The organism is Halovenus carboxidivorans (genome assembly GCF_009831575.1).
Classification (GTDB): Archaea; Halobacteriota; Halobacteria; order Halobacteriales; family Haloarculaceae; genus Halovenus; species Halovenus carboxidivorans.
Genome location: NZ_WUUT01000006.1, coordinates 103,420 through 116,277 on the forward strand (window position 1 = coordinate 103,420; position 12,858 = coordinate 116,277).

Annotated in this window: 15 protein-coding genes and 1 tRNA gene; 8 read left to right on the top strand and 8 right to left on the bottom strand. The window is 64.2% G+C overall.

Annotated elements, in window-relative coordinates:
- Positions 1-238 precede the first annotated feature (238 nt).
- Positions 239-2,161 carry a beta-CASP ribonuclease aCPSF1 gene (locus tag GRX03_RS14615; protein ID WP_159764967.1) on the top strand — a complete coding sequence of 641 codons (1,923 nt, stop codon included), beginning with the start codon at positions 239-241 and terminating at the stop codon, positions 2,159-2,161.
- Here the strand turns inward: GRX03_RS14615 and GRX03_RS14620 are convergent, their stop codons facing one another.
- From GRX03_RS14620 to GRX03_RS14630, 3 genes are all read right to left on the bottom strand, one after another.
- Positions 2,162-3,262, bottom strand: coding sequence for a PAS domain-containing protein (locus GRX03_RS14620; RefSeq protein ID WP_159764968.1), 1,101 nt, complete (start codon positions 3,260-3,262; stop codon positions 2,162-2,164).
- 79 nt (positions 3,263-3,341) lie between these two features.
- Positions 3,342-3,563 carry a hypothetical protein gene (locus GRX03_RS14625; protein WP_159764969.1) on the bottom strand — a complete coding sequence of 74 codons (222 nt, stop codon included), beginning with the start codon at positions 3,561-3,563 and terminating at the stop codon, positions 3,342-3,344.
- Positions 3,564-3,603: 40 nt separating this feature from the next.
- Complete coding sequence (locus GRX03_RS14630; protein ID WP_159764970.1) at positions 3,604-3,807, bottom strand: hypothetical protein; 204 nt, start codon at positions 3,805-3,807, stop codon at positions 3,604-3,606.
- 116 nt (positions 3,808-3,923) lie between these two features.
- Here GRX03_RS14630 and GRX03_RS14635 point away from each other — a divergent pair, with 116 nt between their 5' ends.
- The 3 genes from GRX03_RS14635 (at position 3,924) to GRX03_RS14645 (ending at position 7,329) form a co-directional block, all read left to right on the top strand.
- Entirely contained in the window at positions 3,924-4,133 is a 210-nt protein-coding gene (locus GRX03_RS14635) for a DeoR family transcriptional regulator (protein WP_159764971.1), read from the top strand.
- A gap of 236 nt (positions 4,134-4,369) precedes the next feature.
- Complete coding sequence (locus GRX03_RS14640) at positions 4,370-5,917, top strand: long-chain-fatty-acid--CoA ligase (RefSeq protein WP_159764972.1); 1,548 nt, start codon at positions 4,370-4,372, stop codon at positions 5,915-5,917.
- 128 nt (positions 5,918-6,045) lie between these two features.
- Positions 6,046-7,329, top strand: a complete 1,284-nt coding sequence (locus GRX03_RS14645; RefSeq protein ID WP_159764973.1) for a S8 family serine peptidase — start codon at positions 6,046-6,048, stop codon at positions 7,327-7,329.
- 335 nt (positions 7,330-7,664) lie between these two features.
- Here GRX03_RS14645 and GRX03_RS14650 read toward each other — a convergent pair.
- Positions 7,665-7,737: transfer RNA gene (locus tag GRX03_RS14650), tRNA-Arg, on the bottom strand.
- Between the two features lie 81 nt (positions 7,738-7,818).
- On the opposite strand from GRX03_RS14650, the gene hisC reads away from it, so the two are divergent.
- From hisC to GRX03_RS14665, 3 genes are read left to right on the top strand one after another with little or no spacing between them, the layout of a single operon-like run.
- Positions 7,819-8,889: a histidinol-phosphate transaminase gene (hisC, locus tag GRX03_RS14655; protein ID WP_159764974.1), complete on the top strand. Its 1,071-nt coding sequence runs from the start codon at positions 7,819-7,821 to the stop codon at positions 8,887-8,889.
- A complete protein-coding gene (locus GRX03_RS14660) occupies positions 8,889-9,395 on the top strand; it encodes an adenylate kinase family protein (protein ID WP_159764975.1) in 507 nt (168 codons plus the stop codon). The genes hisC and GRX03_RS14660 overlap by 1 nt, the downstream gene beginning before the upstream one ends.
- Complete coding sequence (locus GRX03_RS14665; protein ID WP_159764976.1) at positions 9,392-10,003, top strand: CDP-alcohol phosphatidyltransferase family protein; 612 nt, start codon at positions 9,392-9,394, stop codon at positions 10,001-10,003. The genes GRX03_RS14660 and GRX03_RS14665 overlap by 4 nt, the downstream gene beginning before the upstream one ends.
- A 9-nt stretch (positions 10,004-10,012) precedes the next feature.
- On the opposite strand, the gene GRX03_RS14670 is transcribed toward GRX03_RS14665, so the two are convergent.
- The 4 genes from GRX03_RS14670 to GRX03_RS14685 all read right to left on the bottom strand — a co-directional run bounded on the left by GRX03_RS14670 (position 10,013) and on the right by GRX03_RS14685 (position 12,019).
- The gene (locus GRX03_RS14670; protein ID WP_159764977.1) at positions 10,013-10,261 is read right to left on the bottom strand and encodes a hypothetical protein; all 249 of its coding nucleotides are present in this window, start codon (positions 10,259-10,261) and stop codon (positions 10,013-10,015) included.
- 233 nt (positions 10,262-10,494) lie between these two features.
- Complete coding sequence (locus GRX03_RS14675; RefSeq protein WP_159764978.1) at positions 10,495-11,115, bottom strand: reverse transcriptase-like protein; 621 nt, start codon at positions 11,113-11,115, stop codon at positions 10,495-10,497.
- 67 nt (positions 11,116-11,182) lie between these two features.
- Entirely contained in the window at positions 11,183-11,428 is a 246-nt protein-coding gene (locus GRX03_RS14680) for a hypothetical protein (RefSeq protein ID WP_159764979.1), read from the bottom strand.
- 144 nt (positions 11,429-11,572) lie between these two features.
- On the bottom strand, positions 11,573-12,019 hold the full coding sequence (locus tag GRX03_RS14685) for a hypothetical protein (RefSeq protein WP_201289255.1): 447 nt from the start codon (positions 12,017-12,019) through the stop codon (positions 11,573-11,575).
- A gap of 249 nt (positions 12,020-12,268) precedes the next feature.
- Between GRX03_RS14685 and GRX03_RS14690 the strand changes: the two genes are divergently transcribed.
- Positions 12,269-12,838 carry a HalX domain-containing protein gene (locus GRX03_RS14690; protein WP_159764980.1) on the top strand — a complete coding sequence of 190 codons (570 nt, stop codon included), beginning with the start codon at positions 12,269-12,271 and terminating at the stop codon, positions 12,836-12,838.
- Positions 12,839-12,858 lie beyond the last annotated feature (20 nt).

Genomic DNA, 12,858 nt, shown 5'->3' on the forward strand with positions numbered 1-12,858 from the left:
ACGGCCCGACCGCGTGGCGTTCGAACCCGCGGTGGAGTGAACCGCTCTGCCGTCGAAAAATGATCTTTTGCGAAGATTTTTATATGCAGCACCGTCAATGCTCAGATACGAGCGGTTTTCCGGACGCGTATCCGGATACACCTTCCAATTCGACAATGTCTGGTCCAATTATCGACAGCGAACAGTCCACACGGGTGCCGAGAGCGCACACGTGTGCTCTGCGAAACGGTTCTGAGCTATGAGTTCAGTAGAGCAACAACTCGAAGAGATAGAAGCGACGATCGAACAGGAAGTGCCATCTGACGTCCAGATCACCGAGGTCCGGTACGAGGGCCCCGAACTGGTCGTCTACACCCGAGACCCCAAGCGGTTCGCCCGCGACGGCGATCTCGTCCGCCAACTCGCCTCGAAGCTCCGCAAGCGGATCACGGTTCGCCCGGATCCGGCGGTGCTCTCGAAGCCCGAGGAGGCCCGCCAGCAGGTCCTCGACGTGATTCCGGACGACGCCGGTGTGACGGATCTGGATTTCCACGTCGACACCGGCGAAGTGGTCATCGAGGCCGAGAAACCGGGGATGGTGATCGGCCGTCACGGCGCGACGCTCCGGGAGATCACCCAGGAGACCGGCTGGACGCCGGAAGTCGTCCGGACGCCGCCGATCGAGTCCTCGACGGTGAAAAACGTCCGTAACTTCCTGAAACAGGAGCGTGAGGAGCGTCGGGACATCCTCGAACGGATCGGCCGCCAGATCCACCGCGAGGAGATGTCCGACGACGAGTGGGTCCGGATCACGACCCTCGGCTGCTGCCGGGAGGTCGGCCGTGCCGCGTTCATCCTCTCGACACCGGAGACCCGCGTGTTGATCGACTGCGGCGACAAGCCCGGTGCCGAGGACGAAGTGCCCTACCTGCAGGTGCCCGAGGCGCTCGGCTCCGGCGCGAGTTCGCTCGACGCGGTCGTGTTGACCCACGCCCACCTCGATCACTCCGCGCTCATCCCGCTTCTGTTCAAGTACGGCTACGACGGCCCGATCTACACGACAGAGCCGACGCGAGACCTGATGGGACTGCTGACGCTGGATTATCTCGACGTGGCCGCCAAGGAGGGCCGGACTCCGCCGTACGACTCGGAGATGGTCCGCGAGGCGATCAAACACACCATCCCGCTGGAGTACGGCGACGTGACCGACATCTCGCCGGATATCAAGCTCACGCTGCACAACGCCGGCCACATTCTCGGCTCCGCGGTCGCGCACTTCCACATCGGCGACGGGCTGTACAACGTCGCCTTCTCCGGAGACATCCACTACGACGACACGCGGCTGTTCAACGGCGCGGTCAACGACTTCCCCCGCGTCGAGACGCTGGTGATGGAGTCGACCTACGGCGGTCGAAACGACTACCAGACCGACCAGAAAGACTCCGAGCGAAAACTCAAACACACGATCAAGAACACGCTGGACCGCGGCGGGAAGGTCCTGATTCCCGCCTTCGCTGTCGGTCGATCCCAGGAGATCATGCTCGTCCTCGAAGAGGCGATGCGGGAGGGCGAGATTCCCGAAGTGCCGGTCCACCTCGACGGAATGATCTGGGAGGCGACGGCGATTCACACCACCTATCCCGAGTATCTCCGCGACGAACTGCGCGAACGTATCTTCCACGAGGACTCCAATCCGTTCCTCTCCGATCAGTTCAACCACATCGACGGCGGCGAGGAGGAGCGTCAGGACGTTGCCGACGAGGGCCCGTCGATCATCATCTCCACGTCGGGGATGCTCGAAGGCGGACCGATCATGTCCTGGCTCGAACACCTCGGCACCGATCCCGACTCCACGCTCACCTTCGTCGGGTACCAGGCACAGGGCACGCTCGGCCGCCGGATCCAGAACGGCTGGGACGAGATTCCCATCGACAACGGCGCCGGCCGCGGCCGCGAGACCCTCACGCTGAAGATGGACACCGAGGTCGTCGACGGCTTCTCCGGCCACGCCGACCGTCAGGGGCTGGAGAACTTCGTCCGCACGATGAACCCCCGGCCCGAGAAGGTCCTCTGTGTCCACGGGGACGAGTCCTCGACCCAGGAGTTCTCCTCGGCGCTGTATCACGAGTTCAACATGCGGACGTTCGCGCCGAAAAACCTCGAAACGTTCCGGTTCGTCTGATCAGTCGCTGTCGGCCACCGGCAGTCGGACCACGAAGCTCGCGCCACCGAGACCGGTGTTCTCTTCGTCGGCCAGCGCCACCGTTCCTCCGTAGCTTTCGACCACTCGCTCGACGATATGTAGCCCCATCCCGGTCCCCCCGTCGCTCGCACCCGTCCACCCCCGGTCGAAGAGTCGCTCCCGGGCGTCCTCCGGCACACCCGGACCGTTATCGTCGACCGTGACGATCACCTCGCCGTCGGAGACCGCCGCCGAGAGCTGTACCGTCGGTGCCGACTGCTCGCCGTGTTTGAGCGCGTTCGTGAGCAGGTTCCTGAACACCGATCCGAGTAGCTCGTTCGCCCGCACCCGTACCGAGGGAACCGTTCCGGCAACCGTGATCGTCGCATCGGGGGCCGTCGAGCGAACGTCCTCGACCTCCGAGAGCAACACGGACCGTAGCTCGATTGGGTGGTGGTCCGTCTCGGTGTCGAGCATCACCTCCGCGAGTTCCCGCGCGATGTTCGTGAGTCCGATGGCCTGCTGGATGCTCTCGATTGCGGCGGTGATCTGCTCGTCGTCGCCCTCACCGGCCTGGAGCAGTTCCATCGAGGCAAGCGCCACCTGGAGGTCGTTACGGATGTCGTGACGCACCATCTCGTTCAGTACGCCGAGGTCGTCGCGCTGCTGTTCGAGCGTCTCCTCGTACTCCTTTCGCCTGGTGATATCCTGCTGGAAGCCGACGTAGTGGGTCACCTCCCCGTTCTCCGTGTGCAGCGGCGCGAGCGTCACCTCCGACCAGAACTGCTCGCCGTTCTTTCGGTAGTTTCGCAGTTCGACGCGGACGGCTTCCTCGTTCTCGATCGCTTCTCGCATCCGGGCCACCGGCTCCTCGGCCGTCTCCGGCCCCTGCAGAAACCGGCAGTTCCGCCCCAGCATCTCCTCGCTGTCGTATCCCGTGATCTCCTCGAAGCCGTCGTTGACGTAGATGAGCGGCTCGTCGTCCTGGCGCAGGTCCGCGATGGTGATCCCGAGCGGTGCCTGTTCGATCGCCTGTAGCTTGAGTTCGATCTCCGATACGCGATCGATGAGGTCGCTCACCTCGTCGCCGGTCTCTGACATTCAGGCTCTGTCGTCACTACAGGAGCCGCCGATTTGGATCTTTGCCCCGGCCGCCGTCCTCCGCGGAGTCGAGAGCCGTCTACTCCGAGTCGGCTCCCGACTGGTCGCCGTCGTCTTCGAGAAGCGAGAGGCTCCCGAAATACACCACGGCGAACACGAGCGCGAACATCACCGCTTCGAGCGGGCGGATAACCGCACCGCGAGCGAACGAGATGACCGCCCAGAGGACGACGGCGAGGACGACGACCCCCAGCGCGGTCGCGAGTATCGTCACGTCCGGCAGTACGTCGTCGACGTTCACACACTGACGTGTGTGCCGCAGTAGTAAAGTGTTCCTGCAGTTACCCGTCGTCGTAGAACTCCCAGGCGTCGTAGGCGAGCGCGACGAGCAACAGCACCGCCGCCCCCGCGCTGAGATACGGCGAGCCGACGAAGATGTTCGCGATGACGAATCCGAGCGCGAGCAGAAACGTCCAGTGATCGAGCTGTCGGAGGTGCGAACCGAAACTCTCCGCGTCGCCTGGCTCGGGCGGCTCCGATCCCATACCGCTCGTGGGTCGCCCGCGCTGAAGGCCGCTTCGGTTCGTCCGCGCTCGGTGATAAAGGGCTGTGTTATCGTGGCACAGGCCTCTTATCCGTTCGTAACTAGTGTTCAAGTACAATGACACGCGAGCTCGACGCTGCGATCCAGTCGATCATCGACGACCGTGGACCGATCACGGCACCGGAAATCGCGGCGTCACTCGACGCTCACCCGATGACGGTCAGGCGGCGCTGTCAGGGACTCCAGCGGGCCGGCCGGATCCAGCAGCATCTCGGCGGCGGCTACGTCAGCGCCGCCCAGGGCGGACAGCCGACGGCCGCCGACTGATCACGGCGGGATGTACCCCGCGCTCGACAGCATGATCCCGATGGCGGTCAACGAGAGCAGGACACTGATGATCGCCGCGATTTTGCGTTTCTGCTCGTCGTCCATACTCTCCGCTCACCACCAAAGGCGATTAGGTGTATCGATACGCGGTCAACTGGTCATTGGTGGCGTACGACATATTCTTCTGCGGTAATATTTAGTCACTGACCGCTGAACACACCCTGGGGGGTTCAGTCATGTATCCGACGCTGCGCGATACGCTCGAACAGACCGCCGACAAGTATCCCGACAAGGACGCGTTGATCTATCCTCGTCGCGATCAGCGCTGGACCTACGCGGAGTTCGACGCGAAGGCGAACCAACTCGCCAACGCCCTGGCGGAGATGGGCATCGAGAAGGGGGACCGCGTCTCGACGATGCTACACAACGGGACGGAGATTGTGCTGACGGTGTTCGCCTGCGCGAAACTCGGTGCGGTGTTCAACCCGCTGAACTACCGTCTGCCCGCCGGTGAGATCGAGTACATCCTCAACGACGCGGGATCGAGCGCGCTGATCTTCGAGGAGGGCACCCGCGAAGCGGTCGCCGGCGCGCGTGAGGCCCTCGAAACTGTCGAGCAGTACCTCTACATCGACGAGGACGGGCCGGAGTGGACCCAGGGCTTCTACGAGAGGCTCTCCTCGAGCGCCGCCGAGCGTCCCGACACCGTCGTCGAGGAGGACGACATCTACGCGTTCATCTACACCTCGGGGACGACGGGCCGGCCGAAGGGGGTCGTCCACGAACACCGCGACATGGTCGAGCACAACCTCATCTGCATCGGTGAGGGGGGGATCAGACGCGACGACGTGGGGCTGTCGGCGTTCCCGCTGTATCACTGTGCCGAACTGCAGGCGGCGCTGTTTCCGCGGATCCACGTCGGCGCGACGAGCGTCATCCACCACGACTTCGACCCGGTCCGCGCCCTGCAGGCCATCGACGAACACGACGTGACGCTGTTTTTCGCGGCTCCGACGGGGTGGAACGCGCTCGTTCAGGCCGCCGAGGAGGTCGAAGCGGACCTTTCGTCGCTCCGGCTGGGGCTGTACGGTGCCGCGCCGATGCCCCAGGAGGTGCTCGACGGCTGTATGGCGGTGTTCGACGCCGGCTACCTCCAGGCCTACGGGATGACCGAAATCGGCCCCTGCGGCACCTTCCAGTACCCGGAAGACCAGGTCGACAAGCGGGGATCGGCAGGGCTGCCGGCGCTGAATCACGACCTGCGAATCGTCGAACCCGACGGCGATCCGACCGACGAGGTCGAACAGGGCGAGATCGGGGAGATCCTCTTCGCCGGCCCGTGTACGATGCGCGAGTACTGGAATCGCCCGGACGCGACCGAGGCGTCGCTCCGGGAGGCCGACGGCCGGGAGTGGTACTACACCGGTGACCTGGGCTATCTCGACGAAGACGGCTACCTCTACGTCGTCGACCGAAAAGACGACATGATCATCACCGGGGGTGAGAACGTCTATCCGACCGACGTCGAGGACGTGCTGTACGCCCACGACGATGTCGTCGAAGCGGCGGTCGTCGGTGAACCCCACGAGGAGTGGGGCGAGCAGGTCGTCGCCTACGTCGTCGGTGACGTCTCCCAGGCGGAACTCGATCAGTATCTCAAGGAGTCGACGCAACTTGCCGACTTCAAGCGACCCCGAACGTACAACTTCGTCGACGAACTCCCGAAAAATCCCAGCGGCAAGGTCCAGAAGTTCAAGCTCCGCAGCGACGGCGCGGAGGCCTGAGCGCTTCCCGTGGCGGTGGGAAATCTCCCGCTGTCACCGTCGCTACGGGCGGAGTTCGTCCGATCTCGTGGTATCTATTATTTGCTTTCAGCCACATCTGTATTATGCCGTTTGTGGCTGGAACCAACATGAACGTACAGAGACGCACACTCCTTCGAGCAATCGGTGCGGCAGGGGTAACGCTAACCGCAACAGGATACGCGACAGCGAGTGACGGCCGGGCGGAGTACGTCGTCACCGCCAACGGGGCACGCGCCCGGGACCGCCTCGTCGACGCCGGATTCGAGGTCTTCAGAGAGGTCGCGGACGGAGCGATCCTCGGCGTCAGGGGGCCAGCGGACGCCCAGTCGGATATCGAGGGCGTCCCCGGGGTGAAGGCGGTGTCTCGGGACGTGACCGTCGACTTCGAGACACCGGTCCGGGCCGACGCGGACGACGTGCCGGAGTCCGGTCCGCTGCAGTGGGACAACCGCCGTATCGAGGCCGACCGGGCCCACGACATCGCGACCGGTGCGGGGACGAGTGTCGCCATCGTCGACACGGGGATCGACTTCGATCACCCGGATCTCGGCAACGTGAACGAGGATCTCGGGGTGACCTTCGTCCCCGAAGGTGCCGAGGCCAACGACGGCGGCGAGGACTCGGCCGTACGCGGCCACGGAACGTCGGTCGCCGGCGTCGCGGGCGGCACCGGTGCGAACAGAATCGTCGGCGTCGCGCCGGAGACCGAACTGATTCCCATCAGGGTGTTCCCCGATGCGGGTGGCGCACGCTTCGTAGACATCTTCGCGGGGATCGACTACGCCGCCTCCGTCGGCGCCGACGTGGCGAACTTCAGCCTCGGCGTCCCCGGCGTGCTCCCGCCCCAGGCCAACGAGGGGGGGATCCGCTCGGGCATCCAGACGGTCTTCCAGAGCGCGGTCAGACGGGGGACGGTCGTCACCGCAAGCGCCGGCAACGCTGGCGGCAACCTCCAGCAGGGCGGCGGCTTCAGCCTCCCCAACAGCGTGCCGGCCGCCTTCAGCGTGAGCGCGACCGGCCCGAACGACAAACTGGTCTTCTACTCGAACTACGGGACCAACGAGATCGACGTCGCCGCGCCCGGGGGCGGCTACGAGACGGAGGAAAAGACGTTCGCGACGGACACGCCGTTCCCGGCCCCGACCAACCTCATCTTCACGACTGCGCCGGTCGACGCCGGGACGTACACCTACATCGCGGGCACGTCGTTCTCGGCACCACAGGTCGCCGGCCTGGCGGCGCTGGTCCGCGAACTGGCACCCGAGTCGAACCCCCAGCAGGTCGAACAGGAGATCGCCTCCGGGGCAGAACTCGTCAACGGAAAGAGTGACCCCGAACTCGGTGCCGGCCGGATCAACGCGCTGAACACCGTCCGGAATCTGGACGGCTAGCGGAGCGATTCCCCACCACTGGGGTCTCTATCGTCGATTTTTTGCGGTGACGTACGTTCCGTGCTTGAAGGGCACGGTCTCACAGTGTGGGGCGAGCGAAGCGAGCGTGCCGGGAGTGAGAAAACGCAGAACGGTTTCGAGCTACGGCACGCGAGTAACACGAGCGTGCCGGGATTCGAACCACGCCCGAGAACCTGCGCTCCGCGCAGAACCTCGGTCTACCTCGAATCCCGGTTCCGGTTCGGTCGCGCGAGCCTCTGGCTCGCGCTCCCTGCACGGGCGTGCCGGGAGTGAGAAAACGCGGAGCGTTTTCGAGCTACGGCACGCGAGTAACACGAGCGTGCCGGGATTCGAACCCGGGATCGAGGGGTTAGGAACCCCTCGCCCTGTCCGCTAGGCCACACGCCCTGTCGTACCGTCACCGCTGTGAGAAAAAAACCGTTCCCATCGATGAGCACGCTTAAGATTAGCGGCCTGCTTGTACCGGGCATGGAAACACGGGATCTGTCGGCACACGTCCCCTACAGTGCCGGACGCGGCGTCGAAGAAGTCGCTCGGGAACTCGGTCTCGACCCGGACGGACTGGTGAAACTCTCCTCGAACGAGAACCCGTTCGGCCCGAGTCCGGCCGCAGTGGAAGTCGTTCGCGATGCCGCCGAACAGGTCCACACCTACCCGAAGTCCTCACACACCGATCTCACCGAACGACTGGCCGAGCGGTGGTCGGTCGAACCGGCGCAGGTCTGGCTCTCGCCCGGCGGCGACGGCTTTCTCGACTATCTCAGCCGCACCTTCCTCCACGAGGGCGACCGGGTGCTCGCGCCAGACCCCGGCTTCGCGTACTACCCGATGAGCGCCCGCTCTCACGGCGCGACGGTCGACCGCTACCGACTCAGCAAGGCCGACAACTTCGAGCAGTCCACCGAGGTGGTGCTCGACGCCTACGACGGCCAGCGGATCGTCTACGTGACGACACCGCACAACCCGACCGGCTCGGAGATGCCGCTCGACGAGATCGAGGCCCTCGCCGCCGCGGTGGACGAGGAGACGCTCGTCGTCGTCGACGAGGCCTACGGCAAGTTCACCGACCAACCCTCGGCGCGGTCGCTGATCGACGAGCACGACAACGTCGCCATCCTCCGGACCTTCTCGAAAACGTACGGTCTGGCCGGACTGCGGGTCGGCTACGGACTCGTTCCCGCGGACTGGGCGGACGCCTACGACCGAATCAACACGCCCTTCGCGGTGAACAAACTCGGCTGTCTCGCCGGGTTGGCCGCGCTCGACGACGAGGAGCACGTCCGCCGGACCGTCGAGGGCGCTCGGTGGGCGCGGGAGTACATGCGCGACAACCTCGACGCCCGGACGTGGGAGAGCGGCGGCAACTTCGTCCTCGCCGAGGTGGGCGACGCGGCCGCCGTCGCGGAGGCGGCCCAACAGGAGGGGGTCATCATCCGCGACTGTTCGAGTTTCGGCCTCTCCGACTGCGTCCGGATCACCTGCGGCACCGAACCGCAGACCAGGACGGCCGTCGAGACGATCAACGAGGTGCTCGAGTGATGCGCGTCGCCGTGACCGGAACCCCCGGGACCGGCAAGACGACGGCCACGGAACTGCTCGATACCACCCTCGACGTGATTCACCTGAACGATCTGATCACCGACGCCGGACTGACGATCGGTCACGACGACGACCGAGGCTCCGCCATCGCCGATCTGGACGCGGTCCGCGCCCGTCTCGACGGGCGGACGGATATTCTGGTGGAGTCACACCTGGCCCACAGGATCCCCGCCGACCGCGTCGTCGTCCTGCGCTGTCACCCGGAAGAACTCGAACAGCGCCTCGCCGACCGCGGCGAAAGCGAGGCCTCGATCACGGAAAACGCCGAGAGCGAGGCGTTAGATGTCATCCTGAGCGAGGCGGTCGACCGCCACGGCCTCGACAGCGTCTACGAGATCGAGACGACCGAACGCGCCCCCGAGGGGGTCGCGGCGGAGATCAAATCAGTTATTGCGGGAACGCGCGAACCCGCCGCTGGCACGGTTTCGTACACCGATTATCTATGACACTCGATGGCCTCCGCCCGCTGGCCGACCGCATGATGTCCCCGCTGGTCAGCGGCGCGAAACGCGCCGGACTCACGCCGAACGGGATCAGTATTCTCGCTCTCCTCGCGGCGCTGGCCGCCGCTGGAAGCTTCTACGCAGCCAGCGAGATGCGACTGTTCTATCTCGCCGGCGCGGTGTTCGTACTGGTGAACGGGGTTCTCGATCTCGTCGACGGCAACCTCGCCCGCGAACTCGGAACCGACTCCCGGGCGGGTGATCTCCTCGATCACGTGCTCGACCGCTACGCCGACATCATCATCATCAGCGGACTGGCTGCCGGTCTCGGTGAGTATGCGCTCGGACTCGCCGCCGTGACGGGCGTGTTGATGACCTCGTATCTCGGCACGCAGGCACAGGCGGTCGATCTCGACCGCGTTTACGGCGGCATCCTCGGCCGAGCAGACCGTCTCGCGCTGACTGGTGTCGTCTCCGCCGTGACTGCACTCGTCGATATCAGTATCGGGGGGCTCACTCCCGTCGCCTGGCTACTCGTCGTCTTCGCAGTCGTCGGCCACATCACGGCACTCCAGCGTTTCTACTACGCGATGCAGGCGCTCGGAGAGTAAAACGCGCGGTTACAGGCTGCCGCCGCGCTCGCAGGGCGGGTTGACGAACAGCGCATCGACGAGCACGGCCGCGCTCAACACCGCGCTTCCCGCGAGCGCCGCCAGGAAGGGAATCGGAAGCGCGAACGTGACGACCCAGGCCAGCGCGAACACCAGCGGAATGGCAGTCAACACCAGGTCGTGCCTCGACAACTGTCCGAACACTCGTTCCCAGAACGTCTCTGTACTACTGTGCCCGGTGTTTCTGCTCACTGCCATATCTCTGTTCACCTCCTCGTGTGACAGTAATGTGTCCGTCCTATTTAAAATTTCTCTCAGTGACGTTGGGGGAATTCATACAAACTCCGGAGAAGATTCACTCGAACTATTCTAGTAACTTCCTCATAAGTTATGAGTCGAGGCCAGTCGGGTGGTCTCTGGACGATGGGTGAGCACTACCTGGGAAAATCGGCTTTCTATCCGGTTCGGGAGCCGAAAAGCCGAAGAATTAGTCAGTCGCTCGCGCCGCGGTCCGACCGTGACGGCGGCGGGATCTGTTCACCGGTCGAGGAGACACTCGGGCGTACACAGCGTTCGGCCTCGTCGTTGACGTGCGCGTACTGACCGGGTGCGTTCGCGAGCGGGTGGGCGGGGTTGCGGTCGCTGGAGATCCGCGCCGCGCGGACTTCCTCGAACCCACAGAGGCGGGCGCGAATTCCGCGCCAGTGGTTCCCGCTGTGTTCGGGGACCGAAATCGGATGCTGGCTTTTGTACCGTCTGTCCCGTTTGGCCAGCACAGACGCGTTGACGTTCGCGGCCAACTCGTCGTGGTCGACGAGCAGACCGATCCGCGCGGTCTGTGGGGTCCGTGTCGCGAGTACGTCCAACCCGAGATGGAGCGCTCGGTACTCGGCGACGTTGTTGTCTGGAGACTGGTTCGGCACTGACAGCCGTGTCACGCGCGTTCCGTCCCGTGTTTCGATCACGACGCCGAGTCCACCACCGGACTCTCGGAAGGAGCCGTCGGTGGCCAGATAGAAATCACGGTGGTGTGTCGCCGGCGGGTGGGCGATATGCGGCGTCGGTGCCTCGTCGAACAGATCACGCAGTGACGGCCGGCCATATGCGGCCATACTCCTCTTACTCGCCCAATTCCCTTAAAATGTGACGGTCCAGTCAACTACTGCACACGTTTTCGCCTCACTCGACTCCGTACGGGTGACCGATATACAGCGTACAGACGTTCAGGGCGACGAGTACGACGAAGGCCGCGGTCATCGACTGCGAGTCGAGTCCTGTCGCCAGCAGCGAGAGATGCATGAACGGCAGGACAATCGCTGCCCAGAAGGACAGTTGCTTGACTGGCCGGACCAGCAGGCGGGAGACCGAGAGCCCGCTGACCGCGTTTCGGAGGGACCTGGGATCCGTGATGGAGGAGCTGGACATGGGGCGTACCTACAGATACACCCACATCGCATATATAACCGCCCGAGCCTTCGTGACATTTCGCCTCGTTTTGTCGCTGGAAGGCACTGGTTGACAACTCTTAACAATCGGATCTCAGGCCGCGAGATATTTTATCGCTCCCTCTCAGCTAGTGTTCCGGCCGAGGACGGACACCTCGATATCTGTGGGGCCAGCTGCCGTCTCGATGGTCGCCGTCGATTTGACCGCGTCGGGGACGCGCTGGCGCCACCGTTCGACGACCGATGCGTGATACTCGTGGTGGCGCTCGACGGTGTACTCGCGGTCGGGGTCGGCTCGGAGTTCGTCTTCGGTCTCCGCGGGCCGGGGGTACGGCGGCAGCGAGTCGGCGACCAGCGTCCGCGGTTCGACGTGGATCGGTTCCGGCTCTTGCTCGTACTCCTCGTCGAGTTCGACGTGGAGGCGTGCTCGCATCCGTCCGCTGAACGGCGGCGTGATCCGTAACACGGCGTGTTGGCCGCTCGTCCGGTTCGTTTCGAGCGCCGACGTGAGATCCTCGGCGGTCACCACGACCGTGCTGATTTCCGTCGGATCTGAGGACTCGACTGACACACCTTCTAGGTGGGCCGGACTCCAAATAGAGGTTACGTAATGTCCGAGCGAGTCCTCCCGTGTAGCCGATACTATTTTAATTCCACTCCTCTATACCGAAGGTGTGCAACGCACAGCGAGCCACCCGAAACACCCGCCTCGACCGGAGCAACCGGCTCCGCCGGAACCGTCTCTCCCCCGGTCCGGTCCCGTGGACTGGTCGAGGCCTGTCGTCTCGGGTCCGGGTGGCCGACCACGGATCTGACAACCATGACCGACGAACACACCACCATACTTGTCGTTGACGACGAGCAGGATATCGCGGATCTGTACACCACGTGGCTCGAGATGGAACACGAGGTTCGGACCGCCTACGGCGGGGAGGAAGCCCTGGAGAAGGCAGACGACGACGTCGATATCGTCTTTCTCGACCGGCAGATGCCCGACTACTCCGGCGACGAGGTGCTCGAGCGGATCCGCGACCGTGATCTGGACTGCCGCGTCGTCATGGTGACTGCTGTCGATCCGGACTTCGACATCGTCTCGATGGAGTTCGACGACTACCTCACGAAACCCGTGATGCGTGAGGACCTCGACGAGGCTGTCGAATCCATGCGCGAGCGCGAGGAGTACAACGAAACCCTCCAAGAGTACTTCGCGCTGACCTCGAAGAAGGCCACCCTCGAAGCCGAGAAGACCCCCTCGGAGCTACAGGAAAGCGAGGAGTACCAAGAGATGGTCGAACGCGTCGAGGAACTCGAAGCGGAGGCGGATACGGCCGTCTCGGGGTTCGACGACGACTTCGACTCGCTCTTTCAGGAGTTTCCGGGCGGCGAATAGCGCAATCTTTTTGCTTACGC